Origin of the sequence: Arthrobacter sp. BPSS-3, from assembly GCF_044628475.1 — a bacterium.
Classification (GTDB): Bacteria; Actinomycetota; Actinomycetes; order Actinomycetales; family Micrococcaceae; genus Arthrobacter.
This window is the reverse complement of record NZ_JBIMMV010000001.1, coordinates 469,714-494,078: the sequence shown is the minus strand read 5'-3', so window position 1 is coordinate 494,078 and position 24,365 is coordinate 469,714. Positions and strand designations below refer to the sequence as shown.

20 protein-coding genes are annotated in these 24,365 nt (G+C 70.2%); 6 read left to right on the top strand and 14 right to left on the bottom strand.

The features are described from left to right. Positions 1 to 130: 130 nt before the first annotated feature. Complete coding sequence (locus tag ACFVY3_RS02390) at positions 131 to 2,215, bottom strand: acyltransferase family protein (RefSeq protein WP_400158631.1); 2,085 nt, start codon at positions 2,213 to 2,215, stop codon at positions 131 to 133. Between the two features lie 200 nt (positions 2,216 to 2,415). Between ACFVY3_RS02390 and ACFVY3_RS02385 the strand changes: the two genes are divergently transcribed. After that, the gene (locus tag ACFVY3_RS02385; protein ID WP_364133222.1) at positions 2,416 to 3,384 is read left to right on the top strand and encodes a DUF389 domain-containing protein; all 969 of its coding nucleotides are present in this window, start codon (positions 2,416 to 2,418) and stop codon (positions 3,382 to 3,384) included. Here the strand turns inward: ACFVY3_RS02385 and ACFVY3_RS02380 are convergent. From ACFVY3_RS02380 to ACFVY3_RS02365, 4 genes are all read right to left on the bottom strand, one after another. Next, positions 3,368 to 5,428 carry an acyltransferase family protein gene (locus tag ACFVY3_RS02380; protein WP_400158630.1) on the bottom strand — a complete coding sequence of 687 codons (2,061 nt, stop codon included), beginning with the start codon at positions 5,426 to 5,428 and terminating at the stop codon, positions 3,368 to 3,370. The genes ACFVY3_RS02385 and ACFVY3_RS02380 overlap by 17 nt on opposite strands. A gap of 256 nt (positions 5,429 to 5,684) precedes the next feature. Continuing rightward, a complete protein-coding gene (gene groL, locus ACFVY3_RS02375; protein WP_290255861.1) occupies positions 5,685 to 7,295 on the bottom strand; it encodes a chaperonin GroEL in 1,611 nt (536 codons plus the stop codon). A gap of 81 nt (positions 7,296 to 7,376) precedes the next feature. Continuing rightward, positions 7,377 to 7,673, bottom strand: coding sequence for a co-chaperone GroES (gene groES / locus ACFVY3_RS02370; RefSeq protein ID WP_056737866.1), 297 nt, complete (start codon positions 7,671 to 7,673; stop codon positions 7,377 to 7,379). A 237-nt stretch (positions 7,674 to 7,910) separates the two neighbouring features. Then, positions 7,911 to 8,306, bottom strand: a complete 396-nt coding sequence (locus ACFVY3_RS02365; RefSeq protein WP_400158629.1) for a hypothetical protein — start codon at positions 8,304 to 8,306, stop codon at positions 7,911 to 7,913. Between the two features lie 56 nt (positions 8,307 to 8,362). Here ACFVY3_RS02365 and ACFVY3_RS02360 point away from each other — a divergent pair, with 56 nt between their 5' ends. Continuing rightward, positions 8,363 to 9,592 (top strand): methyltransferase domain-containing protein, encoded by a 1,230-nt coding sequence (locus tag ACFVY3_RS02360; protein WP_400158628.1) that lies wholly within the window; start codon positions 8,363 to 8,365, stop codon positions 9,590 to 9,592. Positions 9,593 to 9,617: 25 nt separating this feature from the next. On the opposite strand, the gene ACFVY3_RS02355 is transcribed toward ACFVY3_RS02360, so the two are convergent. Together ACFVY3_RS02355 and ACFVY3_RS02350 are read right to left on the bottom strand one after the other, a co-directional pair. Next, positions 9,618 to 10,451 carry a shikimate 5-dehydrogenase gene (locus ACFVY3_RS02355; protein ID WP_290255864.1) on the bottom strand — a complete coding sequence of 278 codons (834 nt, stop codon included), beginning with the start codon at positions 10,449 to 10,451 and terminating at the stop codon, positions 9,618 to 9,620. Between the two features lie 90 nt (positions 10,452 to 10,541). Then, complete coding sequence (locus tag ACFVY3_RS02350; RefSeq protein WP_400158627.1) at positions 10,542 to 12,203, bottom strand: glycoside hydrolase family 3 protein; 1,662 nt, start codon at positions 12,201 to 12,203, stop codon at positions 10,542 to 10,544. Positions 12,204 to 12,326: 123 nt separating this feature from the next. On the opposite strand from ACFVY3_RS02350, the gene ACFVY3_RS02345 reads away from it, so the two are divergent. Further along, positions 12,327 to 13,478 carry a glutamate--cysteine ligase gene (locus ACFVY3_RS02345; RefSeq protein ID WP_400158626.1) on the top strand — a complete coding sequence of 384 codons (1,152 nt, stop codon included), beginning with the start codon at positions 12,327 to 12,329 and terminating at the stop codon, positions 13,476 to 13,478. Positions 13,479 to 13,547: 69 nt separating this feature from the next. On the opposite strand, the gene tsaD is transcribed toward ACFVY3_RS02345, so the two are convergent. The 6 genes from tsaD to ACFVY3_RS02315 all read right to left on the bottom strand — a co-directional run bounded on the left by tsaD (position 13,548) and on the right by ACFVY3_RS02315 (position 18,873). After that, a complete protein-coding gene (gene tsaD, locus ACFVY3_RS02340; protein ID WP_400158625.1) occupies positions 13,548 to 14,654 on the bottom strand; it encodes a tRNA (adenosine(37)-N6)-threonylcarbamoyltransferase complex transferase subunit TsaD in 1,107 nt (368 codons plus the stop codon). Continuing rightward, the gene (rimI, locus tag ACFVY3_RS02335; RefSeq protein WP_364133242.1) at positions 14,651 to 15,133 is read right to left on the bottom strand and encodes a ribosomal protein S18-alanine N-acetyltransferase; all 483 of its coding nucleotides are present in this window, start codon (positions 15,131 to 15,133) and stop codon (positions 14,651 to 14,653) included. Before rimI ends, tsaD begins: the two co-directional genes overlap by 4 nt. A gap of 59 nt (positions 15,134 to 15,192) precedes the next feature. After that, positions 15,193 to 15,864, bottom strand: coding sequence for a tRNA (adenosine(37)-N6)-threonylcarbamoyltransferase complex dimerization subunit type 1 TsaB (gene tsaB / locus ACFVY3_RS02330; RefSeq protein ID WP_400158624.1), 672 nt, complete (start codon positions 15,862 to 15,864; stop codon positions 15,193 to 15,195). After that, entirely contained in the window at positions 15,865 to 16,479 is a 615-nt protein-coding gene (gene tsaE / locus ACFVY3_RS02325; protein WP_400158623.1) for a tRNA (adenosine(37)-N6)-threonylcarbamoyltransferase complex ATPase subunit type 1 TsaE, read from the bottom strand. Beyond that, positions 16,476 to 17,696, bottom strand: a complete 1,221-nt coding sequence (gene alr, locus ACFVY3_RS02320) for an alanine racemase (RefSeq protein ID WP_400158706.1) — start codon at positions 17,694 to 17,696, stop codon at positions 16,476 to 16,478. Before alr ends, tsaE begins: the two co-directional genes overlap by 4 nt. A gap of 85 nt (positions 17,697 to 17,781) precedes the next feature. Continuing rightward, positions 17,782 to 18,873: a carbohydrate kinase family protein gene (locus tag ACFVY3_RS02315; RefSeq protein WP_290255871.1), complete on the bottom strand. Its 1,092-nt coding sequence runs from the start codon at positions 18,871 to 18,873 to the stop codon at positions 17,782 to 17,784. A gap of 90 nt (positions 18,874 to 18,963) precedes the next feature. Here ACFVY3_RS02315 and ACFVY3_RS02310 point away from each other — a divergent pair, with 90 nt between their 5' ends. Continuing rightward, the gene (locus ACFVY3_RS02310; protein ID WP_400158622.1) at positions 18,964 to 20,448 is read left to right on the top strand and encodes a 6-phospho-beta-glucosidase; all 1,485 of its coding nucleotides are present in this window, start codon (positions 18,964 to 18,966) and stop codon (positions 20,446 to 20,448) included. 44 nt (positions 20,449 to 20,492) lie between these two features. Here the strand turns inward: ACFVY3_RS02310 and ACFVY3_RS02305 are convergent, their stop codons facing one another. Further along, positions 20,493 to 21,029 (bottom strand): GNAT family N-acetyltransferase, encoded by a 537-nt coding sequence (locus tag ACFVY3_RS02305; RefSeq protein WP_400158621.1) that lies wholly within the window; start codon positions 21,027 to 21,029, stop codon positions 20,493 to 20,495. Positions 21,030 to 21,194: 165 nt separating this feature from the next. Here ACFVY3_RS02305 and mshA point away from each other — a divergent pair, with 165 nt between their 5' ends. After that, entirely contained in the window at positions 21,195 to 22,460 is a 1,266-nt protein-coding gene (gene mshA / locus ACFVY3_RS02300; RefSeq protein WP_400158620.1) for a D-inositol-3-phosphate glycosyltransferase, read from the top strand. 72 nt (positions 22,461 to 22,532) lie between these two features. Then, positions 22,533 to 24,236 carry a formate--tetrahydrofolate ligase gene (locus ACFVY3_RS02295; protein WP_400158619.1) on the top strand — a complete coding sequence of 568 codons (1,704 nt, stop codon included), beginning with the start codon at positions 22,533 to 22,535 and terminating at the stop codon, positions 24,234 to 24,236. Positions 24,237 to 24,365 lie beyond the last annotated feature (129 nt).

The window sequence follows — 24,365 nt, the reverse complement described above, 5'->3', positions numbered from 1 at the left end:
GAATAAATAGTAGAACCTTGGCGCCGATCCCCATATTCCGGGCGGCGGGTGTGAGCCACTTCATCCGGGGAGCCAGCCGGGGGCACGGAGGCTCCGCGAGTGCGGCGCCCGGACGGCACGCAGGCTCCGCTCAGCTCCAGCCGGTCGCCGCGAGCAGGCGCTCCTCGAACATCGGGATCATCGTCTGCACATAGGTCTTGGTCAGGTGGTTGTCGTCTTTGTAGACGTAGACGTTGCCCACCACGGCGGGGCAGGTCCCGTTGGCGCAGATGAAGTCACTCATGTCCATCAGGTGCAGCCGGGGCACCTTGCCGCGGTAGTCATCCAGCGGCGAGGCGGCGGCCAGGGACTCCTGGAGCGGGACGTTGCATGCGGCGGCGTCGGCGCCCTTCTTCTGGACGCATTCGGGCATGTTCTGGGTGAAGCGGGGGTTGTCCCGGATTCCGACGACGTCGATCCCAGCGTCGGTGAAGGGTTTGATGCCCTCGAGGTACTGCGGGACCTCGGTCTCGTAGGGGGCGTCCTTGTGGGTCAGGGAGGCGACGGTGAAGACCGCATCCGGTTTATGCTCCAGGACGTACTCGGCGCTGGCCTTGTTGAAGGCGTTGCAGTCTGCATCGCGCTGGTCCGACTGGCCGCCGAACCGGCAGTTGCCCTTGAGCAGGGTGACGACCTCCCAGCCGTGGCTCTTGGCGACCGGGCCGAGGGCGGCCATGTACTGCTGGGCGTGCGAGTCGCCGAGCACCACGATCCGCTTGGTTACGTGCTCGGGGCGGCTGTTCTGCAGGCAGCCCTGCAGCAGCGGGTTGCTGGGCACGTTGGCGTCCGTGCAGAGGCCGTCGATGTCCGCCCATTCGTTCTTCATCGCCTGCGGCGCGGGGATGATCTTCGCCTCCGGCGTGGGTTTGCCGGCGTTCTCCGGCGCCAGGACGGCGGCCCCCGGGGTGAGGTCCCGCGGCTGCGCGGCGGCTGCAGCCTCGTCCGCGCTGATGCGTCCCTGCCAGAGGGTGATCGGGGCGGCCAGCAGGGCACCGCAGGCGGCGATCACGACGGCGGAGCGCCAGGCCCGGCTCTGCGGCCAGTGCCATTCGCGCAGCGGCTTCTCCACATGACGGGTGGTCAGCACCGCCAGCGCGATGGAGACGGCGACGATGGCCAGGCCCTGCCAGAGGTCCGGCGCGGTGATCCCCCACCCGGCGAGGGCCAGCACCAGCAGCGGCCAGTGCCAGAGGTACAGCGCATAGGAGTTGTCGCCAAGGGCCACCAGCGGCCGCCAGGTCAGGAGCCGGTCCACGCCGAACCGGCTTCCGCTCTGCCCGGCGACGATGATGGCGGCGGCGGCCAGCGTGGGCCAGAGGGCGATGAAGCCGGGGAAGGACCGGTCGACGGTCAGGAGCAGTCCGCAGGAGAGCATGGCCACGAGGCCGGCCCAGCCCAGCACCACGCGCAGCGCCTTGCCAGGCTTCAGGTGCGGCAGGGCCAGGGCGAGCAGCGAGCCCAGGGCGAACTCCCAGAGGCGGGCCCGGGTATCGAAGTACGCGTAGGCCTGGTTGCTGGCGGTCTGGTCGATGGAATAGACGAGTGACGCGGCCAAGACCGCACCGAAGGCCACCGCGAGCAGCAGCGGGTAGCTGACGCCCTTTGTCCCCAGTGGAGTCCAGCGGTTCAGTGCCCGGCGGAGCAGCGCCGCTCCGGCGAAGATCAGCGGCCACAGCACGAAGACCTGCCCCTGGATGGAGAGGGACCAGAAGTGCTGCAGCGGGCTCGCACCCGAATGGTCTTGGGCGTAGTAGTCGACGGCGGTGTCCGCGAGCAGCCAGTTCTGCCGGTACAAGAGGGAGGCCCAGGCCTGGCTCAGGACATCGGGCCAGCGACTGGCGGGGAGGATCGCCCAGGTCCCGGCGAGCACGGCGAGCACCACCACGACGACGGCGGGCAGCAGCCGCTTCAGCAGGTGGAGCCAGTGGTGCACGAGGCGCAGCGGCTTCCCGGCCTCGACCTTGCGGGCGAAGCTCAGGGTCATGAGGAAGGCCGAGATGAGCAGGAAGATGTCCACGCCTCCCGAGACCCGCCCCAGCCAGACGTGGTAGGTCACGACCATGAGGACGGCCAGGGCGCGCAGCCCCTGGACCTCCGGGCGGTAGCCCGTTTTACGGCTCGCCGGAGACCCGGCCGGCGCATGCGGCCGGGTGGGATTGGTTCGCAGCTCTGACACGCGGGACCCCTCGGGGTGATTCATCGACATTGTGGGCAGGATTCCGAACCATCAATGTTACCGAACCGTAATTTCGTTCGCCAATCGCCAGAGTGCTTACTAATTGCGGCTGCGCCTTAGGATGCACTCCTTGAGGCCGCGCGGCTGAGTACCCCGCCGCATTCCCCCGGCTACTCTGAACGGGTCGAAGGAGGCCGCCGGTGATCGTCACGGTGCGAATAAGCGTTCCGGCGGAGCTGACCTCCGCCGTCGTCGAGTGTTGCTCGGATGCGGAAGGTGTGGCGGAGGTGGCGCTGCATCCGGGGACCTCGCTGGTGCCCGAGGGTGACGTGCTGCAGGTGATGATCGCCCGGGAAGCCGTCGATCCGCTGCTGGAGAGGCTTCAGTCACTGGGTGTGCAGCGCGCGGGCTCCATCTCCGTCACCACCCCCGAGCTCCTGCTCTCCGACCGGGCCGACCGCGCAGTCGCTGAGGCGCCGGGCGAGGGCGCGGACGCGATGATCTGGGACGAGGTCTCCCGGCAGACCGGGGACGATGCCAAGCTGACCTGGAGTTTCCTGGCCTTCCTGGTTCTCGCCACCCAGCTGGCGGCGATCGGCATCGTCACCGACTCCACCATCGCCATCGTCGGAGCGATGGCCGTCGGTCCGGAGTTCGGGCCGCTCGCGGCGCTGGCGGTGGCGCTGGTGCGGCGGCAGTGGCGGCTCGGGCGCAGTGCGGCCCTGGCCCTCGGCGTCGGATTCCCGGTTGCGATGCTCGCGGCGGCCTTCACCGCGTGGTTGTCCGTTCCGCTGGGGCTCTTTCCCACGTCCGCGCTGGACACCGGGTCCGCCGTCGAGTTCATCTACCACCCGGGACCGTACTCGTTGATCGTGGCACTTCTGGCCGGGGTGGCAGGCATGCTGTCGGTGATCAGCCGCCGTTCCACCGCCCTGGTGGGTGTGTTCATCTCGGTGACCACCGTGCCGGCGGCGGGGTTCGTCGCGGTGGCGCTGGTGCTGGGCGAGTACCAGAAGGCGGCGGGCTCGGCCGTGCAGCTGTTCATCAACCTCGCCGGACTGGTGGTGGCCGCGGTGGCCGTGCTCCTTTTCTACCGGGTGGTGACCCGGCGGCACCCCCGCGGCGCCCGACCCCGCCAGGGGCGCAGCAGCGCTACTCCCAGCCGGTAGCGGAAAGCAGCCGGTCCTTGACCATCGGGGCCATGCTCGCCGAATAGGTGCGGCTGAGGTGGTTGTCGTCCAGGTAGACGAAGGTGTTGCCCACGACGCCGGGGCAGTCGTTTTCACGGCAGATGAGGTCGGTCATATCCAGTGTGACGACGTTCGGGGCTCTGTCCGCCAGGGTGTCGAGCGGGTTATCTGCGGCGAAGAGTCCACTCTTGGCCGGCAGGCACGCCGTGTCGTCCTTCCCCTTCGTCACGACACAATCGGCCATGTTGAATTCGAACCGCGGGTTGTCCCGCAGCAGGATCACCTGGATTCCGAGACCGGTCCACGTATCGAGGCTGGACTCCAGACCGGGGATCAGCGTTTCACCGTTTGACGAGGGCGACGCCGCGGTGCCCACCACCACGATCGCATCCGGCGGGTTGCGCTTGACCTCCGCGGTGACGGCGGTGTTGAACTTGTCGCAATCGGCATTGGCGTTCTGCGCAGTTGTGCCGGGCTTGCAGCCGCCCATCAGCATGGCGTAGAGCCGCCATCCCTTCTCATCACTCACCGGTTTCAGGGCGGGGAGCCACTGTTCTGCGTGCGAGTCGCCGAGGACGAGAACCCTCTTCGCCGAATTCCCGTTCTGGGTGTTTTCGTTGCACACTCCGCGGAGGGTGGCATTCTGGGGCTCGAGTGTACCGCTGCACGGCTGCGGCAAACTGGCCCAGTCCTTGCCCAAGTTCTCCGGCGCGGGAAGGAGGGCCGCGTCGGCGTCGGCCTGCTCTGTGAAGTCCGGCAGCAGCGCACGGGCGCCGGGATTATTCCGCGCGGCCTTGGCCAGGATGCCCTGATTCTCGAAGTACAACGCCAACTGGAGCCCGGCCAGCGGGACGGCGGCGACCGTGAGGGCGGCCACGATCGCGAGCGACGCCCGGCGCCGCCTCACCTCCGGCCACTTCCACTGCCGCCACGGGCGCTCCACGAACCGGGTGGTCAGGTAGGCCAGCGCTATGGTGGTTACGATGATCGCCGAACCCGTGACTGGACCGGCGTGGCCGCGCTGCTGCACCGCGAGCGCAACGACCAAGAGCGGCCAATGCCAGAGATACATCGCGTAGGACATGTCCCCGAGGCGGACCAGCGGCCGGGAACTGAGAATCCGGTCCGCCCCGAACCGGCTACCGGTCTGACCGGCGACGATCACGCAGGCGGCGGCCAGGGTGGGCCACAGCGCGATACTGCCGGGGAAGGACGCCTGGACGTCCAGCAGGAAGCCGCAACTCAACATCGCGGCGATGCCAAGCCACCCGAGACGCACCCGCCACGGCGCCGGGATCCGGAGCAGAGGAAGGACCAGCGCCACGAGCGATCCGAGCGCGAATTCCCAGAGGCGGGCGCCGGTGTCGAAGTAAGCCTCGGTTTGGCTGGCCGCGGTGAAGACGATGGAGTACACGAGGGAGACGGCAAAAATGAGCCCGAAAACGTAGGCCAACAGCGCCCGATACTTCAGGCGGAAGCGCTTGGCGAGGAGCGCGGCACCCACAAAGATCAGGGGCCACAGGATAAACACCTGCCCCTGGATGGACAGCGACCAGAAATGCTGGAAGGGGCTGGCCGAGGAGTGGTCCGAGGCGTAGTAGTCGGTGGCCTGGGCCTGCAGCAGCCAGTTTTCGGAATACACCAGGGATGCCCAGGCCTGGCCGACGATGTCCAGCCACCGGGTCCGGGGAAGGAACAGGATGGTCGCCGCCAGCGTGGCGACCACCACGACGACGGCCGCCGGGATGAGGCGGCGGAAGAGATGCAGCCAGTGTTTGACCAGGGCGGTCGGACGCCCGTCGTCGTAACGTCCCACGAACTGAAGGGTCATGAGGAAAGCCGACACCAGCAGGAACACGTCCACACCGCCGGAGACCCGGCCAAACCAGATGTGATAGGTCATCACCATCAGGACAGCCAGCGACCGCAGCCCCTGGATCTCGGGCCGGTAGCCGGGTTTCCGGTTGGGACGGGCCGGAACGCCCGTGGGAGCCGCTTCCTGGAGCCCCGCCTGCTGCGTCATCAAAATTCCTCACCACGGACGGCCCCCATCGGGCCGCCGAAACCTAAGTGTTCCACTCTACGGAAGGTGCGCCGGGGGTGCCAGCCGCCGGGGTGCACCCAGCGAGTTAAGCAGGGTGGACTGTGAGGAGCTTGTGAACCGGCCATGATCTCCCGTCGCAGCCCGGGAAAGCAGAAAGGACGCCCCGGCGCGATGCCGGGACGTCCTCTCTCTGCTGCAGATGGTGCACGTGGTGCAGCAGGAACTACACGTTGGCCTAGTGCTGGTGGCCGGCGTGCTCGTCCTCGTCGGCCGGCTTCTCCGCCACCAGGGTCTCGGTGGTGAGAACCAGCGCGGCGATGGAGGCAGCGTTCCGCAGGGCGGCGCGGGTGACCTTGACGGGGTCGATCACGCCGGCGGCGATCAGGTCCTCGTACTCACCGGTCTTCGCGTTGAAGCCCTGGTTGACGGCCGAGTCCGCCACCCGAGCGGCAACGACGTAGCCGTCGAAGCCTGCGTTCTGGGCGATCCAGCGCAGCGGCTGGGTCAGCGCCCGGCGGACGATGCCCACGGCTGCTGCTGCGTCGCCGTCGAGTGCCTTGACCGTCGGGTCCTCGTCGAGGGCCTTGAGGGCGTGGACGAGGGCCGAACCGCCGCCGGAGACGATGCCCTCTTCCAGCGCGGCGCGCGTGGAGGACACAGCATCTTCGATGCGGTGCTTCTTTTCCTTCAGCTCGACCTCGGTGGCTGCGCCGACCTTGATCACGCCGATGCCGCCGGCCAGCTTGGCCAGGCGTTCCTGCAGCTTTTCCTTGTCCCAGTCCGAGTCGGTGCGGGTCAGCTCGGCGCGCAGCTGTGCGACACGGGCCGCGACGTCCTCGGCAGAACCGGCGCCGTCAACGATCGTGGTGTTGTCCTTGGTGACGGTGATACGCCGCGCGGTACCGAGGACCTCCAGGCCCACGGTGTCCAGGCTGAGGCCCAGTTCCGGGGAGACGACCTGCGCGCCGGTCAGGGTCGCGATGTCCTGCAGCATGGCCTTGCGGCGGTCACCGAAGCCGGGAGCCTTGACGGCGACGACGTTCAGGGTGCCGCGGATGCGGTTGACGATCAGCGTGGACAGGGCCTCGCCGTCGACGTCCTCGGCAATGATGAAGAGCGGCTTGGAGGCCTGCAGGGCCTTCTCCAGCAGCGGCAGGAAGTCCTGCAGCGAGGAGATCTTGCCCTGGTTAATCAGAATGAGGGCGTCCTCGAGGACGGCTTCCTGGCGGTCCGCGTCGGTGATGAAGTACGGGGACAGGTAGCCCTTGTCGAACTGCATGCCCTCGGTGAGGACGAGTTCGGTCTGCGTGGTGGAGGACTCCTCGATGGTGATCACACCATCCTTGCCGACCTTGCCGAACGCCTCGGCCAGCAGTTCGCCGACCTCGTCGCTCTGGGCGGAGATGGCGGCAACGTTGGCCACCTGGGTGCCCTCGACCGGACGGGCGTTCTCCAGCAGGCGGGCGGCGATGGCCTCGACGGAGACCTCGATGCCGCGCTTGATCTGGCCCGGGGCGGCGCCGGCGGCAACGTTGCGCAGGCCTTCCTTTACCAGGGCCTGCGCCAGCACCGTTGCGGTGGTGGTGCCGTCACCGGCGACGTCGTTGGTCTTGGTTGCGACCTCCTTGGCCAGCTGCGCGCCCAGGTTCTCGTACGGGTCGTCCAGCTCAACCTCGCGGGCGATGGTCACGCCGTCGTTGGTGATCGTGGGGGCGCCCCACTTCTTGTCCAGCACGACGTTGCGGCCGCGGGGGCCTAGCGTCACCTTGACGGTGTTGGCGAGCTTATCGATGCCGGCCTCGAGGGACCGGCGGGCAGCGTCGTTAAACGCGAGCTGCTTTGCCATGGTGTTGTCCTTTCACGAAAGAACCCCGCGCAGCCGTCCCGTTCATCACTGACGGTCCGGCGGCGCGGGGATCCAAGAGAGTTACTTTACGACGATCGCCAGAACGTCGCGGGCGGACAGTACGAGGTACTCGACACCGCCGGTCTTGACTTCGGTTCCGCCGTACTTGGAGTAGATGACGACGTCGCCAACGGCAACGTCGACGGGAACGCGGTTGCCGTTGTCATCGAAGCGGCCGGGGCCTACCGCGACAACTTCGCCTTCCTGCGGCTTCTCCTGTGCGGAGTCCGGGATAACCAGGCCGGAGGCCGTGGTCTGCTCGGCTTCGAGCGGGCGGACAACAATACGATCCTCAAGAGGCTTAATAGAGACCGACACTCGGACCTCTCCTTTTCGTCAGCAAATTCATGGACTTCAAAGCGGTGGCGCCATGCATACAGACCGTCGTCGCGGTGCCGGCAGCAGCCTGGCAGCTGATGCTTATGTGTTAGCACCCGCCTAGGGGGAGTGCTAATGACGACTCTATGTAAGGAGTTAGCACTCGGTCAAGGTGAGTGCCAGAAGTTCATCTGTGGCGAACGGCCTGCTGACAGGACGAGAGGCCTAACGGCCCGGCTACTCCCCCGCCAAGTCGTCGTAGGCCCACTCCAGCCCGTCGTCGTCCTCGTCCACCCGGGGCACGTCGTTGCGCGTCCGGTAGAGCAGGAACCCGCCGGCCAGGGCCGCGAGGAGGCCTGCAATCAGGAAGATGATGCTGCCGATCCGGACGCCGGCGTAGGTGTCGCGGATGGCCCGGGCCTCGTCGGTGGCGTCCGCGACGTCCTTGCCGTCCACCGAGTAAACCGTTGCGTTGAACGTGTCGAGGAGGAAGATGATTACGAGCAGCGCGACACAGACGACGGCGACCATGACGCCGGCGATCAGCGCCGGACGGGCGTAGCGGGCCAATCCCCGACGGCCCGGGGCCTCCCCCGCCGCCGCTCCATCGGTTTCCGTGTTCCTGTCGTTCATGCCGTCAAGCCTAGTGGGCGCCGCAGGGTTCCCGGGCCTGAACTACGATCGATGGCATGGCTGAGACACCGCAGGACCAGATCGCACCACTGCTCAATCCGGCGGGGTGGGAGCTGCTGTCCTCGCTGGGCCCGTACCGGGAGGAGGAGGCGTTCCAGCTCAACGCGGCGCTCCGCAAGGCCGGCCACCCGGCGGATCTGGTCTCCGCGGCCTTGACACAGTCCCGGCTGCGGACCAAAGCGGAGGCCAAGTTCGGCGAATTCGCCGGGCAGATGATCTTCACCCGTGCCGGTCTGGAGCAGGCCACGAGGCTCACGGTCGCCGCCCGGCACGCCCAGCGTTTCGCGGAGGCGGGGGTCACCCACGTCGCGGACCTGGGCTGCGGCCTCGGCGCCGATGCGATGGCCCTGGCGTCCCTGGACCTGACGGTGACCGCGGTGGAGCTGGATGAGACCACTGCTGCCTGCGCCACCATGAACCTGATCCCGTTCCGGAACGCCACCGTGGTGCACGCCGACGCGGAATCCGTGCCGCTGGACGGGATCGACGGGGTCTGGTTGGACCCGGCCCGCCGGACCACGTCCACCTCGGGCACCACCAGGCTCTGGGACCCGGAAGACTTTTCCCCGCCGTTGTCCTTTGTCGAGTCGCTGGCCGCCTCCGGCCGCGCCGTCGGCGTGAAGATGGGCCCCGGGATCCCCCACACCGCAATTCCCGCGGACTGCGAGGCACAGTGGGTGTCGGTAGGCGGCGACGTCACCGAGGTCGCCCTCTGGTTCAACGCCGTCCGCCGCCCGGGAATCCGCCGCGCCGCGCTGGTGCTCGGCCCGCGGGGCGCGGCGGAGCTCACCAGCGCCGAGGATTTCGACGGCGGCCCGGCGGCCCCCGTCGGCCCGGTATCCGGGTACCTCTACGAACCCGACGGGGCCGTGATCCGCGCCGGACTGGTGGCCGACGTCGCGCTCCGGCTCGGCGGACACCTGGTGGACGAGCACATCGCCTACATCTGCGCCCCCGAACTGCAGGACACCCCGTTCGCCCGCGCCTATGAGGTCCTCGAGGTGATGCCGCTCAACGTCAAGGCCCTCAAAGCCTGGGTCAGGGAGAACGGTATCGGCGTGCTCGAGATCAAGAAGCGCGGCGTGGCCGTGACCCCGGAGGAACTGCGCGGGCAGCTGCTGCCCGGCGGCCGGGCCGCGAAGAAGGCCAAGAACAAGGCCACCCTGGTCCTCACCCGGATCGGCGAGGACCGGGTTGCCGTCGCGGTACGTCCAGTCGCCCCGTAGGGCTCTGTAGCGCCGGGCGGCGACCTTACTGGGCGCGCATGAACTCCTCGGCGGCCCGGACCTGCTCCTCGCTGGGACGGATGCCGGTGTAGAGGACGAACTGTTCCAGCGCCTGGATGGTGGCCACCTCGGCGCCCGTGATGACCTTCTTCCCGGCGGTCCGCGCGGCCTTGATCAGCGGCGTCTCGGCGGGCAGGGCGACGACGTCGAATACCACCTCGGCTTCCTCCACCGCCCACTGCGGGTAGGCCAGGGCGTCCGCCTCGGCGCCGCCCGCCATGCCGATGGGCGTGACATTGATCAGCAGCGCGGCGGGGTCCACACCATCGCCTTGGGCCGGAACGTCGGCGCGCCAGGCGAAACCGTAGAGGTCGGCGAGCGCCCGGCCGGCGTCCTCGTTGCGGGCAATGATGGTGACGTCCCGGAACCCGGCGTCGCGCAACGCGGCCGCCGTCGCCTTCGCCATGCCGCCGGCACCGCGGAGCCAGACGGAGTAGTCCACCGGCACGGCGTTGCGCTGCAGGAGCTGTTCGATGGCGGTGTAGTCGGTGTTGTAGGCGGTGAGGGTGCCACCGTCGTTGACGATCGTGTTGACCGAGTCGATGGCCTTCGCGGACGGGTCCATGACGTCCACGAGGTCGATCACGTCCTCCTTGTACGGCATCGACACGGCGCAGCCGCGGATCCCCAGCCCGCGGACACCGGCGATCGCCTGGCCCAGGTCGGTGGGGGCGAAGGCCTTGTAGATCCAGTTCAGGCCCAGCTGCTCGTACAGGTGGTTGTGGAAGCGCGTCCCGTTGTTGCTCGGGCGGGCCGAGAGCGAGATACACAGCGTCATGTCTTTGTTCAGGATAGGCACCGCTCTATTAAACGCCACCGCGCGGGACGGTACCCGTCCCAGGTCCAGCGGCCCTCTCCTCCTCTCAGGTGCAGCTCTCAGGCTCAGCGCCTAGGTGCAGCCGGCCCCCGGGCCCTGCGCGCCCACGGCCACCGGGAGTTTCCCCGGCGCGGGCGCCTTGCCGGCCAGCACCGCCGCGAGCGCTTCGAAGGCCTCCTGGCTCCGGCCGTAAAGGGCGATCTTGGCCGGGGCAGCGGATTTCTCCAGCGGCCAGGGCGCGTCAAGGGCCACCGCGACGTCGGCGGTCACGGGGCCCTCGCCGTACCCGATGAGCGCCACCACCGGGCCGGACCCAACACCGACGCCGGCCTGCCGGGCGGCGGCAGCGAAGCGGGCCCGGTCCTGCTCCGTGCCGCCGGTCACCCGGACGCTCGCGGGCACGATCGGACCCTTGCACGGCCCGGACAGCACCGTGATGGCCTCCTGCGAGACCTTCTCGGAGAGGGCCGATCCACTGCCGGGCGCCGAGGCACGGGTCGGCTGGCTGCGTCCGCGCCAGAGCTGCATGGTCACGACGCGGCGCGCGGCCTCGTCCAGTCGTGCGGCCGGCAGGCTGCCGTTGCGGACGGCGGAGACAATCGCGGCGTGCGCGGTGTCCACCGAGGCGGGCATCAGGATCAAGTCCGCCCCCGCCGCGAGCGCCAGGGGCGCGGACGAATCGTTGGGGAACTGCTCCGTAATGGCGCCCATGTTCATGGCGTCGGTGACCGCCACGCCCTTGAACCCCATGCGGCGCAATTCGGCATAGGAGGCGGCCGAGACGGAGGCGGGGACTCCGGGCTGGAGGGCGGGCACCGAGATGTGGCCGGTCATGACCATGGGCAGGCCCGCGTCAATCGCGGCTTGGAAGGGCTTGAGGTCACGGGCCCGGAGCTGGTCCAGGCTGGCGCCCTGGACCGGGAGTCCCTGGTGCGAGTTGACGCTGACGGACCCATGGCCGGGAAAGTGCTTGGCCGCGGGCAGAACGCCGGCATCCAGCATGCCCTTGGAAAACGCGGTGCCGACGGCGGCCGCAGTGTCCGGGCTGCCGGAGAACGAGCGTGCACCGATGGTGGGATCCGCCGGCCCCATGGTCACGTCCGCCGCCGGGGCGAAGTCGACGTTGAAGCCCACCCCTGCCAGTTCGGCCGAGAGGGCACGTCCGGCGTCGGCGGCCAGCGGGTCGCTGCCGGCGGCGCCGTAGCTCATGGGCGCCGGCCATTCGGTCAGCGGGGCGCGCAGGCGGGCCACCAGCCCGCCCTCCTGGTCGACGCCGATCAGGCCGGGCCAGCCACGGCCGTCGGCGCGGGCCGCCCGCTGCAGCCGGTCGGTGGCGGCGCGCATGGCGGCGGTGTCCACCTGGCCGGACGCCGCCGCGGGAACGTTGTCGCCCATCACGATGGACCCGGCCAGGTGCAGCCGTTCCACCGTCTTGGCGTGCGCCTCGACGTCGAGCCCGGAGAAGGAGGCCAGCAGGACCTGGCCCGCCTTCTGCTCCAGAGACATTCCCGCCACCGCCCGGGCGGCGGCGTCGGCGTCAGCTTGCTCGGGTCCCCAGCCGAGGGGTTGCGCGGAATGGGCGGAGGGGGCGGCTTGCCCCGGTGAACCGGCGCCGGGAGTGGCCGGAGACGAACATCCGGCGGCCGGGAGCACGAGCCCCGCCAGCAGCGCCGCGGTCACGGGCAACAGGTTCCGGTTGTGAAGACTTTCACGCATCAGCTGTAACTTGACCACCAGCTCGATGCTACCCCTGCACTAGACTTGGGACATTGTTGCCATACCCCCGCTCGCCGCCCCGGCTGCGGTGACGGCGCACATAACCACCGGCGAGCGCCGCCACTACAGCGAAGGGACCGTATGAAGATCGAGTTCGCTTCATCCAGGCAGTCAACACTAGGCGTCGAATGGGAGCTGGCCCTCGTCGACGCCGAGACCGGCGAGCTCGCCTCGGTCGCCAAGGAGGTGCTTCGCGGCGTTGCCGCCCGGCATCCGGAACTCAACGAGGACGACGAGCACCCGCACATCAAGCAGGAGCTGCTGCTCAACACGGTGGAGCTGGTCACGGGGATCTGCACCACGGTAGCCGAGGCCAAGGCGGACCTGGCGGGATCCCTCGCCGCGCTCCGTGAGGTCACGGACCCGATGGGCGTGGAGGTCTTCTGCGCCGGCTCCCATCCGTTCAGCCCGCCGCAGCTGCAGCCGGTGACGGACAAGGAACGCTACGCCAAGCTGATCGACCGCACCCAGTGGTGGGGCCGGCAGATGGTGATCTATGGCGTCCATGTCCACATCGGCCTGGACAGCCGCGACAAGGTCCTGCCCGTGCTCGACGGCCTGGTCAACTACTTCCCGCACTTCCAGGCCCTCTCCGCCTCCAGCCCGTTCTGGGGCGGCGAGGACACCGGCTACGCCTCGCAGCGGGCCCTGATGTTCCAGCAGCTGCCCACCGCGGGCCTGCCGTTCCAGTTCGGCAGCTGGGAGGACTACGAGTCCTACGTCCAGGACATGTTCACCACCGGGGTGATCGACGCCCTCTCCGAGATCCGCTGGGATATCCGGCCCGTGCCCAACCTTGGCACCATCGAGATGCGCATCTGCGACGGCCTGGCCACCCTGGAGGAGGTCGGCGCGATCGCGGCCCTGACCCAGTGCCTGGTCCACGAGTTCTCCACCATCCTGGACAACGGCGGGACTATCCCCACCATGCCGCCCTGGCACGTGCAGGAGAACAAGTGGCGCGCCGCCCGGTACGGCCTGGACGCGATCATCATCCTCGACGCCGAGGGGAACGAACAGCTCGTCACGGACCACCTTCGGGAAACCCTGGACCGGCTCGCCCCGATAGCCGAGCAGCTGGGCTGCGCCGCCGAACTGGGCGACGTCACGAAAATCATCGACCGCGGGGCCGGCTACCAGCGGCAGCGCCGCGTCGCCGCAGAATACGGCGGCGACCTGCGCGCCGTCGTACTGGACCTGGTCAAGCAGATGCGGCAGGGCCCGGCGGCCTGACGCCTCCCGCCCGACGGCGTGGTCCGGCCGGGAGCCTGCCGGCCCCTTCGCCTCGAACCCTCCGCCGGCTCAGACCGAGACGGACGTGACCGGCATCGACGAATCCGGCGCGAAACCGATCCCGCTGGGCGCCGTCCCGGCCATCACCAGCTGCGCTCCGAGGGCGGCCACCATGGCACCGTTGTCCGTGCAGAGGCTCAGCGGCGGCACGGTCAGCCTGATTCCGGCCGAGGTGCAGCGCTGCTCGGTGAGCTGCCGGAGCCGGGAATTGGCCGCCACTCCCCCGCCCAGCAGCAGCTCCGTGATGCCGTGCTCGCGGCAGGCGAGCACCGCCTTGGCCGTGATGACATCCACCACCGCCTCCTGGAAGGCCGCGGCGATATCGGCCACCGGCACCTCCTCGCCTCGGGCCTCGAACTGTTCGACGCAACGCGCAACGGCGGTTTTCAGGCCACTGAACGACCAGTCGTAGCGGTGCGGGCCCGGCTCCTCCGCGGTCCCCATGTACTTGGGCTGGCTGAGCCCGCGGGGGAAGCGGATGGCCTTGGGGTTGCCCGTGCGCGCCAGCTTGTCGATGGCCGGGCCGCCGGGGTAGCCCAGGCCCAGCAGCCGGGCCACCTTGTCGTAGGCCTCACCGGCGGCATCGTCGATCGTCGATCCGAGCAGTTCCACGTCGTCGGTGATGCTGCGGATGCGCAGGATTTCGGTGTGCCCGCCGGAGACCAGGAGGGCGCCAAGGTTGTCGGGGAGGGCCGCCGGCTGTCCGGGACCGCCGGCGGCGTCAGTGTCCAGCAGCCCGACGCCCACGTGCGCCACCAGGTGGTTGATCGCGTAGAGCGGCTTCCCGGTGGCCAAGGCCAGCGCCTTGGCCGCGCAGACCCCCACCATCAGGGCCCCGGCCAGGCCGGGTCCGGAGGTCACGGCGATCGCGTCGATGTCGTCCAGGGCCACCTCTGCGGCGGCGAGCGCCTCGGTCAACGTGGGAACGAAGGCGTCCAGGTGGGCGCGGGAGGCGATCTCGGGGATGACGCCGCCGAAACGGACGTGTTCCTCCATCGAGGAGGACACGGTGTTCGCGAGCAGACGGGTGCCGCGGACAATGCCGACGCCGGTCTCGTCGCAGGAGGATTCGATGCCGAGCACCAGCGGCTGCTGGCTGTGCGGAGCGTTGTTCATGCCTGGCCTGTCTCCTCAGGGTTATCGTCCGGCGTGTGGCCGGCGGTTTCCGGGCCGGTCAGGGTCAGGCGCATGATCAGGGCGTCGACGCCGTCGCGGTAGTAGCGCGGCCGGATGTGGATCTGTTCGAAGCCGAAGCGCCGGTAGAGCTGCTGGGCGCGCGGGTTGTCGGCCCGGACCTCGAGCAGCACGTCCGCGGCGCGGCGCCGGCGGCTCTCGGCGATCAGCCGGGTCAGCAGGGCCGAGCCGATCCCGCGGCCCTCCTGCTCGGGGACGACGGCGATCGTCTGGACGTCCGCGATGGGCTCGATGCACATCAGTCCGGCGTAGCCCACGATCCCGCCGTCGGCCTCGGCCACGAGGTAGTGGCGGGTGTCGGTTTGCGAGAGCTCGTCGCCGAACATCTGCAACGGCCACGCGTCCACGGGGAAGAGCCGGACCTCCAGGGCGTGGACGGCAGGGATGTCGGCGGCCGTCATGGGCCGCAGGGTCACGCCCCCGCTAGCCGGTCCGGAGCCGGCGGCGGGTGCCCCGGCGGTCACAGCGCGCGCTTCCGCGGCCCGGGCACCTGGGCGTCGGATTCGCGCAGGTAGAGGGGCGTGGTGTCGGGCAGTTCTTCCCCGGCGGCCAGGCGTGCGAGGGCGAACTGGCCCAGGGACACCGCCTCGGGCTGGCGTTCGGCGAAACCGGCGACGGCGCGTACCTGGTCGGCGTACAGCCCGGCACCGGCACCGTAGACCGGCAGCTCCGGCAGCTCGGAGGCGAAGCCGACGTGGGGTCCGTCCGCTAGCTCGGGAAGCTGCCCGGCGGCCAAGGTGTACCGGGCCCAGTACACCTCGCGACGCCGGGCGTCGGTGGCCACCAGGAACTCGGCGGCGCTGTCGATGGACTCTGCCACCTCGAGGGCGATCGCGTCCAGGCTCATCATGCCGTACAGCGGCTTGCCCCAGACGTTCGCGAGGGTCCGGGCGGTGACGATCCCCGAGCGCAGGCCGGTGAAGGGTCCGGGGCCGACGCCGGTGACCACCGCGTCGAGGTCGGCGCCGGTGAGGCCGGCGCCGGTCAGGAGTTTCGCAATGCCGGGGGCGAGGACCTCGGCGTGGCTGCGGGTGTCCTCGGTGGCGAAGCAGCCCACCACGGTTTCCAGGGAATCGTCGGAGACGAGGGCCGCGCTGGCAACCGCCGAGGTGTCGATGGCGAGAATCAGCATTTAGTCCTCTTCCTGGGTGCGCGTTGCGTCCGGGCCGGCAGGCAGGGCCGCGGGCGGTTCGGCCCAGCGCGGGCCGAAGCCGCGGAAGACCACGGTGCGGGGCTCGTCGTCGTCCTCGTCTTCGAAGTCGAGCACGTCGTCCGGGGCGGTGTCCGCTTCGGGGACGGGCCGGTGGCCTCCGCCGGGGCTGCTTCCCAGCCTGCGGTGCAGGTCGATTTCCAGGCGGCTCTCGCTCAGGTGCTCCACCCGGTCCCGGCCCCACTCCACCACGGTCACCGCGGAGTCCATGGTGTTTTCGAGGTCGATGTCGTCGATCTCGGCGGCGGACTCCAGCCGGTAGGCGTCAACGTGGACCAGGTCCGGACCGCCGGGGCGGGGTCCGTCCGGCAGGTTGGGGTGGATCCGGACCAGCACGAACGTCGGTGAAATGATGCCGGCGCGCACGCCGAGCCCCTCACCCAGCCCCTGGGTGAACGTGGTCTTGCCGGCGCCGAGTTCCCCGGTGAGCACCAGCAAGTCCCCGGCCCGCAGTTCGGCGCCGAGGGCGGCGGCCAGCTCCTGTGTCTGGGCGGCGGTGGCGACCTCGACGCTGCGCTCCCACACCGGCGCGCTCACAGCGACTCCCCGCCGTCGGAGTCGGGGGCCTCGTTGATGTAGCGGCGCGGCACCCGGGTGCTGATCCGTGTGACGATCTCATAGTTGTTGGTCCCGGCGGCGCGGGCCCAGTCCTCGGCGGTGGGCCCGCCGTCGGCGCCGTCGCCAAACAGGACGGCCTCCTCGCCCAGCAGCGACGTCCCGCCCGCCGAGACCTCCAGCGGACCCAGGTCGATCACCATCTGGTCCATTGCGATCCGGCCCACCACCGGGTACGTCCGCTCCGCCACCCGGACGGGTCCGCCGGTGGCAATGCGCGGGACGCCGTCGGCGTAGCCAAGCGGGATGAGGCCCAGGGTGCTGGGGCCGGCAGTGCGGTAGTTCAAACCATAGGAGACGCCCTGGCCGGCGGGGACGTCTTTGCAGTGGGCCACCACCGTGCGCAGGGTCATGGCCGGGCGGAGTCCCACGTCCTCGGCGCCCTGGTCCTCGAACGGCGAGAGGCCGTAGATGCCCAGTCCCACCCGGACCAGGTCGAAATGCGTGTCCGGCCGGGACAGGGTGGCCGGGGTGTTCGCGAGGTGGCGGACCTCGGGGTCGACGCCGGCGTCCTGGGCCATGGCCAGAATGTCGCGGAAGACGGCGAGCTGCGCATCGGTTTCCGGCCGCTCGGGCTCGTCCGCGACGGCCAGGTGGGAGAAGATCCCGACCACGCGCAGCAGGCCCTGGTCCTGGTACTCGAGGGCCTCACCGAGCAGCGAGTCCCAGGCCGCGAGGGTCACGCCGTTGCGGCCCAGGCCGGTGTCCACCTTGAGATGGACCCGGGCGGGGCGTTCCTGTTCGCGGGCGGCCGCGACGATCCGGCCCAGCTCCCAGCCGGAGCAGCCGATGTCGATGCCGGCGGCGACGGCGGCGGCGAAGTTGCTGTCCGGGGTGTGCAGCCAGGCCAGCAGCGGCGCGTCGATGCCGGCGGCGCGGAGGGCGAGGGCCTCGGAGATGTGGGCGACGCCCAGCCAGCTGGCACCGGCGCTGAGCGCGGCGCGGGCCACCGGGATGGCGCCGTGTCCGTAGGCGTCCGCCTTGACCACGGCCATCACCTTCGCCGGGGACGCGACGGCGGCGAGCCGCCGGACATTGTGCCGGACCGCGGCGAGGTCGATGACCGCAGACCGTTCCTCCGCGCGGGCCGGCGCGGCGTCCGCGGACGGCTGGGACTCACCTGATGCTGCTGGGGATATCACCTAACGATTCTACGGGTGGCCCCGGACGCGGCTGAATTCCGGGCACCCGGGTCCGCGCTCCCGCCCCCGCGTCTTCGCCGTCCTAGGCGTCCGAGAGGTGCGCGATGGTCGCCGCGGCCCGGCGCTGCGCCGCCGGCGGGACGTCACGCACGATTTCCTCGAGGAAACGGTAGCGGCGCAGCCACTGGCTGCCCTGACGTTCCTTCCGGGCGTTGGCCCGCTGCCACCAGTCGGCGAGGTCGCCCCAGCCCGGTGCGGCGAGGGAACCTCCCACGTGCTGCACGGCCAGGGCGGCGCAGAGATTGGCAAAGCGCAGCCGGTCCCCCAGCGGCCAGCCGGCCAGGCAGCCCACGATGAACGCCGCGGCAAAACAGTCGCCGGCACCGGTGGGATCGAAGGCGGTGACGGGAAGCGACGGCACCCATTCCTCCTCGCCGCTCTCCGAGTCCACCGCCATGGCACCCTGCGCGCCGAGGGTCACCACGGCCACCGGCACCCGGTCCGCGAGCGCGTAGAGCGCCGCCCATGGGTTGTCCTTGCCGGTGAAGGCCATCGCCTCCTGCTGGTTGGGCAGGAAGGCGTGGAAGTAGCGCAGGTTCTCCAGCCGCGCCCGCGCCCAGGTTTCCGTGGGGTCCCAGCCGACGTCGCCGAAGAGCCGGACGCCGGCCCGGTGCGCGGCCACGGCCCACGGTTCCATCTCCTCGGCGAGGTCGGCGACGGCGGCGAGCGCGAGCGGCGGTGACCCGATCAGTTCGGTGGCGGAGACGGGCGCCGGGTGGCCGTGGGTGATCATGGACCGGTCCTTTTCCACGCTGAGGGACACGGTGACGGGCGAGTGCCAGCCGGGAATCCGGCGGGACAGCGAGAGGTCCACATGCTCCTGCCCGGCCAGGATCTTCCAGTTCTCCTCGCCGTACCCGTCGTCGCCAAAGACCGCCGCGAGGCCCGTCCGCAATCCCAGCCGGGCCGCGGCGATGGCCTGGTTCGCCACCCCGCCCGGGCAGCTGCCCATGCCCTCGCTCCAGATCTCGGTTCCCGGCCGCGGCGCGTGCGGCAGTCCGGTGAAAATGATGTCCTGGAACACGGTGCCCGTCAGCAGCACGTCGAATCCCAGGGCCGCCGGGGAGCGGACGGCGGCAAGCGGATCGAAACGCGGCGCTGGAATCGCGTCCATACTCCGCAGGGTACGCCCGCCGGCCCGGTCCCGGTAGCGGCTTTGGTCCGCCCCTCCCCCGCCGCCGCCGGACTGGCCTACACTGCTGGCATGCGGCTCATGGTTGCCGGCGGCGGCGGGTTCCGGGTGCCGCTCATTTACCGGGCGCTCTGCACCGGCCCGTACGCCGGGCTGGTGGACGAGTGCGTGCTGTACGACGTCGAGGCGCACCGGCTGGAGGCCATCGGGGCGGTGCTGGCGTCGTTCCGGGCCGGGCTTCCGGACGGCGCGCCCGCCCCGGCGGTTCGGACCTCCACGTCCCTGGAGTCGGCCCTCACCGGGGTGGACATGGTCTTCGCCGCCATCCGCCCGGGCGGAACCGCGGGACGGGTGGCGGACGAACGGGTGGCTCAGGGCGCTGGGCTGCTGGGACAGGAAACCACCGGCGCGGGTGGTATCTCGTACGCGTTGCGGAGCATCCCCCCGATGCTCGAGCTCGCCACGGCCATGCGGCGATTGTGTCCCGGGGCCTGGTTGGTGAACTTCACCAACCCGGCCGGGATGGTCACGGAGGCCCTGATCCCGGTGCTGGGGCCGAAGGTGGTCGGGATCTGTGATTCCGCCGGCGGCCTGGCCCGTCGGGCGGCGCGGGCCGCCGGCGTAGCACTGCCGGACGGCGTTCTGGCGGGGGTGGGCTATTACGGGCTGAACCATCTCGGCTGGCTGTACCGGCTTGAGGCCGACGGCGGGGACCACCTGCCGGAACTGCTCGCCGATCCGCGGAAACTGGCCGGGTTCGAGGAGGGCCGCCTTTTTTCCCCGGAACTTCTGGCCGGGCTCGGCTGCCTGCCGAACGAGTACCTCTTCTACTACTACGCCACAGGGCAGGCCGCCGCCGCGATGCGGTCCGCGGCGGAGACCCGCGGCGAGTCCATCCACCGGCAGCAGGCCGGGCTGTACCCGCGGCTGGCCGCGGCGGGGGCGGAGGCCTACGCGCTGTGGGACGCCGCGCGCCGGTCCCGCGAGGAGGGCTACCTCGCCGAGGCCAGGCCAGGCGGCGAACAACGGGACGAGGAGGATCTCGCCGGGGGCGGGTACGAGAGGGTGGCGCTGGCCCTGATGCGGGCGCTCTCCGGCGGCCCGGAGACGGAGTTGATCCTCAACGTCCCCAACACCCTGCCGCCCACAGGGCCCGGCGGAGGCGGGGGTCCTGCGATCCCGGGCCTGCCGGCGGACGCCGTCGTCGAGGTGCCGTGCCGCGTCAATGCCCACGGCGTGGTGCCCATCGCCCAGGACCGCCCGGCCCAGGCGCAGCTGGACCTGATGCGCCGGGTGAAAGAGGTCGAGCGGCTGGTGGTCCGGGCCACGACGCCGGCGCCGGACTCACGGTCGGGCGTCCCGGGGAGCGACGGCACAGGGGGCCCCGGCGGCGGTTCCAGCCCTGTCTTCGGATTGGCACGTAGGGAAGCCGCGCTGGCCGCCTTCGCCCGCCACCCGCTGGTCGACTCCGAGGAGCTGGCCGCGAGGTTGCTGGCCGGATACGAGGCGGCCTTCCCCCGGCTCGCCGCGCTGTGGCAGGGCTCACCGGGCCGTTGAGAGAAAATTCGGCGGAGGGAAAGCCTGCGTGGGAGCGGACGTGCCTACAACATCCGGTGCATGACGTGCAGGCCCACGAACCCCTGCTCCGGGTGCTGGAAGGCTTCGGGAATGGTGGCGAGGATGGTGAAGCCCATGCCCTGCCAGGCGGCGACCGCCCTGACGTTGGTCTCCACCACGGCGTTGAACTGCATGGCCCTGAAGCCCTCCCGGCGGGCCGCGTCGAGGGAGTAGGCGCAGAGCGCGCGGGCCAGGCCGCGGCCACCAAACCCGGCCCGCACCATGTAGCCCGCATTCGCCACGTGGCGCCCGCCGCCACCTTGGTTGGCGTGCAGCTCCCCCGTGCCCAGCACGACGCCGTCGTGCTCCCCTGTGCCCACGGCGGCGAAGGTCCGGCCCGGCGCCGTCTTGACCCACTTGGCCCGCGCAGCGTCCTCGGTGGTGTCCCGGTCCCAGGTGAAGGTCTCACCGGCACGGATCACCGGCTCCAGGATTTCCCAGATGCCGGGCCAGTCGCGGTCCGTGGCGTCCCTGATGATCCAGTCGGCGGTTTCCTGCGGGGCCTTGTCAACGGTGCTCACAGCGGCCACCGTACCAGCGGGGCTCGGACGGGTCACGGCGGGGCACCCGCGGGCGCCGGGCCGCCACGTCCCGGGCGGCAACCCGAGCCTCCGCAGGAGTAGTGTTTTACCGAATCCACGTCCCCGGAACGCCGGGAACCGCACCCTGAGAGGAAGGACGCCACAATGCCGCTGGTCCGTCGGGTCGCATTCCTCTCGCTGCACACCTCCCCCATGGAACAGCCCGGGTCCGGCGACGCCGGCGGCATGAACGTCTACATCCGGGCCCTGGCCGCCGCCCTCGCGGAATCCGGCGTCGAGGTGGAGATCTTCACCCGCTCCACGGCGGCGGACCAGCCCGCCGTCGAGCACCCCTCCCCCGGTGTGTGCGTGCACAACGTCTTCGCCGGGCCTGCGCGAAAAGTCCCGAAAGAGGAACTGCCCGCGCTGCTGCACACGATGGTCGCGGAGATTGACCGGATCAAGGCCGACCAGCCGCGCGGCCGGTACGACCTGATCCACTCCCATTACTGGGTCTCCGGGGTTGCGGGGCTGGAGCTCTCGGAACTCTGGGGCGTGCCGCTGGTCCACACCATGCATACCATGGCCAAGGTCAAGAATCTGCTGCTGGAGTCCGGGGAAAGGCCCGAGCCGCGGCGCCGCGAAGAGGGCGAACACCGGATCGTCGACGGCGCCACCCGCCTGATCGCGAACACCGCGGCGGAGGCTGCGGAACTGGTCTCGCACTACGACGCGGACCCGGACCGGATCGACGTCGCCCCGCCCGGGGTTGACCTTGATGTCTTCACCCCGGCCTTCCGGGCCAAGGCCCGAAGCGACCACGGCGTGCCTCCGGGCCGTTTCCACTTGCTCTTCGCCGGCCGGATCCAGCGCCTGAAGGGTCCGCAAATCCTGATCAAGGCCGCAGCCCTGCTGCGTGCTCGGCGCCCCGACATCGACCTGCAGGTCACCATCCTCGGCGCGGTGAGCGGGGCGAAGGACTTCGACCTCAAGGCCCTGATCACCGCCGCCGGGATGGACGACGTCGTCACCCACCACCCGCCGGTCAGCGCGCCGAAACTCGCCGGCTGGTACCGTTCCGCGGACGTCGTCGTCATGCCCTCCTACAGCGAATCCTTCGGCCTGGTGGCACTGGAAGCCCAGGCCTGCGGCACCCCCGTGGTCGCCACCCGCGTGGGCGGACTCTCCCGCGCCATCTTCGACGGCAGGACCGGGCTGCTGGTGGAGGGTCACAAGGCCTCGGACTGGGCGGACGCTCTCGAATCCCTGCACGACGACCCGCTGACCCGCGAAGACATGGGCCGCGCGGCGTCCGTGCACGCCCAGGGATTCGGCTGGCACCACACGGCCGCGCTGACGCTGGAGAGCTACCAGGGCGCGCTGGTCCAGTATTTTGGAGCACGAAGCACCACGGCGGTGCCCGCTCCCTGACCGGGAGCCCCGCCGGACGCTTGGCCGGGACCGCCGGCACAGCGAATCCACGCCACGAGCCGAAGGACGCCGATGTCAGCCCCCACCTCCCCCGCCGCGCCCGTTCCCAGCGACCTCGAGATCGCCCGGCGCGCCACCATGCGGCCCATCGACGACGTCGCGGCCGCCGCCGGGATCAACCCCGAGGCGCTGGAACACTACGGCCGGTACAAGGCCAAGATCGATCCGGCCCGGCTCACCGGCGCCGCTACTCCGGCCCGCGGCAAGGTGGTGCTCGTTTCGGCCATGTCACCCACCCCTGCCGGGGAGGGCAAGTCCACCACCACCGTCGGCCTGGCCGATTCCCTGGCCCGCGCCGGCCACCGGGTCATGATCGCGCTGCGCGAGCCCTCGCTGGGCCCCATCCTGGGGATGAAGGGCGGCGCGACCGGCGGAGGCTACTCCCAGGTGCTGCCGATGGACGAGATCAACCTGCACTTCACCGGCGACTTCCACGCCATCACCTCCGCCAACAACGCCCTGATGGCGCTGGTGGACAACCACATCTACCAGGGCAACGCGCTGAACATCGACCCCCGGCGCATGACGTTCAAGCGGGTCCTGGACATGAACGACCGGGCCCTCCGCGAGGTGGTGATCGGACTCGGCGGCCCGACCCAGGGGGTGCCGCGGCAGGACGGGTTCGACATCACGGTCGCCTCCGAGATCATGGCCGTCTTCTGCCTCGCCACGGACCTGGACGACCTGCGGTCCCGGCTGGGCCGGATCACCTTCGGCTACACCTACGACCGGGAGCCGGTCACCGTCGCCGACCTCGGCGTCGAGGGTGCCCTGACCATGCTGCTCAAGGACGCGATCAAGCCCAACCTGGTGCAGACCATCGCCGGCACACCCGCCCTGGTCCACGGCGGTCCCTTCGCCAACATCGCCCACGGCTGCAACTCCCTGATCGCCACGCAGACGGCCCGCTCCCTGGCGGACATTGTGGTCACCGAGGCCGGCTTCGGCGCCGACCTGGGCGCGGAGAAGTACATGGACATCAAGTCGCGGGTTGGCGATGTGGCACCGTCCGCCGTCGTCGTGGTCGCCACCGTCCGCGCGCTCAAGATGCACGGCGGGGTGGCCAAGGACCGGCTCCAGGAGCCCGACGTCGACGCCCTCGCCGCCGGCGTGGCGAACCTGCAACGGCACGTCCGCAACATCGGCAAGTTCGGCATCACCCCGGTGGTCGCGATCAACAAGTTTGGCACCGACAGCCAGGAGGAGCTCGACTGGCTGCTGGCCTGGTGCAAGGCGGAGGGTGTCGAGGCCGCCGTCGCCGACGTCTGGGGCCGGGGCGGCGGGGGCGACGGCGGCGACGAACTCGCCGCGAAGGTGGCCGCCGCGATCGAGGCCCCGCACGGGTTCGCCCCGCTGTACCCGCTGGAGCTGTCGGTGGAGGACAAGATCCGCACCATCGTCCAGGAAATCTACGGCGCCGACGGCGTGGAATTCTCCGTGCCGGCGCTGAAGCGGCTGGCCGACATCGAGAAGAACGGCTGGTCCTCGATGCCCGTGTGCATGGCCAAGACGCAGTACTCGTTCAGCGACGACGCCACCAAGCTGGGCGCACCGAAAGGCTTCACCGTGCACGTCCGGGACCTGATCCCGAAGACCGGAGCGGGCTTCATTGTGGCCCTCACCGGCGCCGTGATGACCATGCCCGGTCTGCCCAAGGTCCCGGCGGCAATGCGGATGGACGTCGACGCCGACGGCAACCCTGTCGGCCTCTTCTAACCCCTCCCTCACGTCCGGCCCTCCCAAACCCGAACCCTCCCTCACGTCCGGCACCGACCGACGGAACGCTCCCGCACGTCCGGCACCGACCGACGAAACGCTCCCTCACGTCCGTCGCGGCTTCTTAGA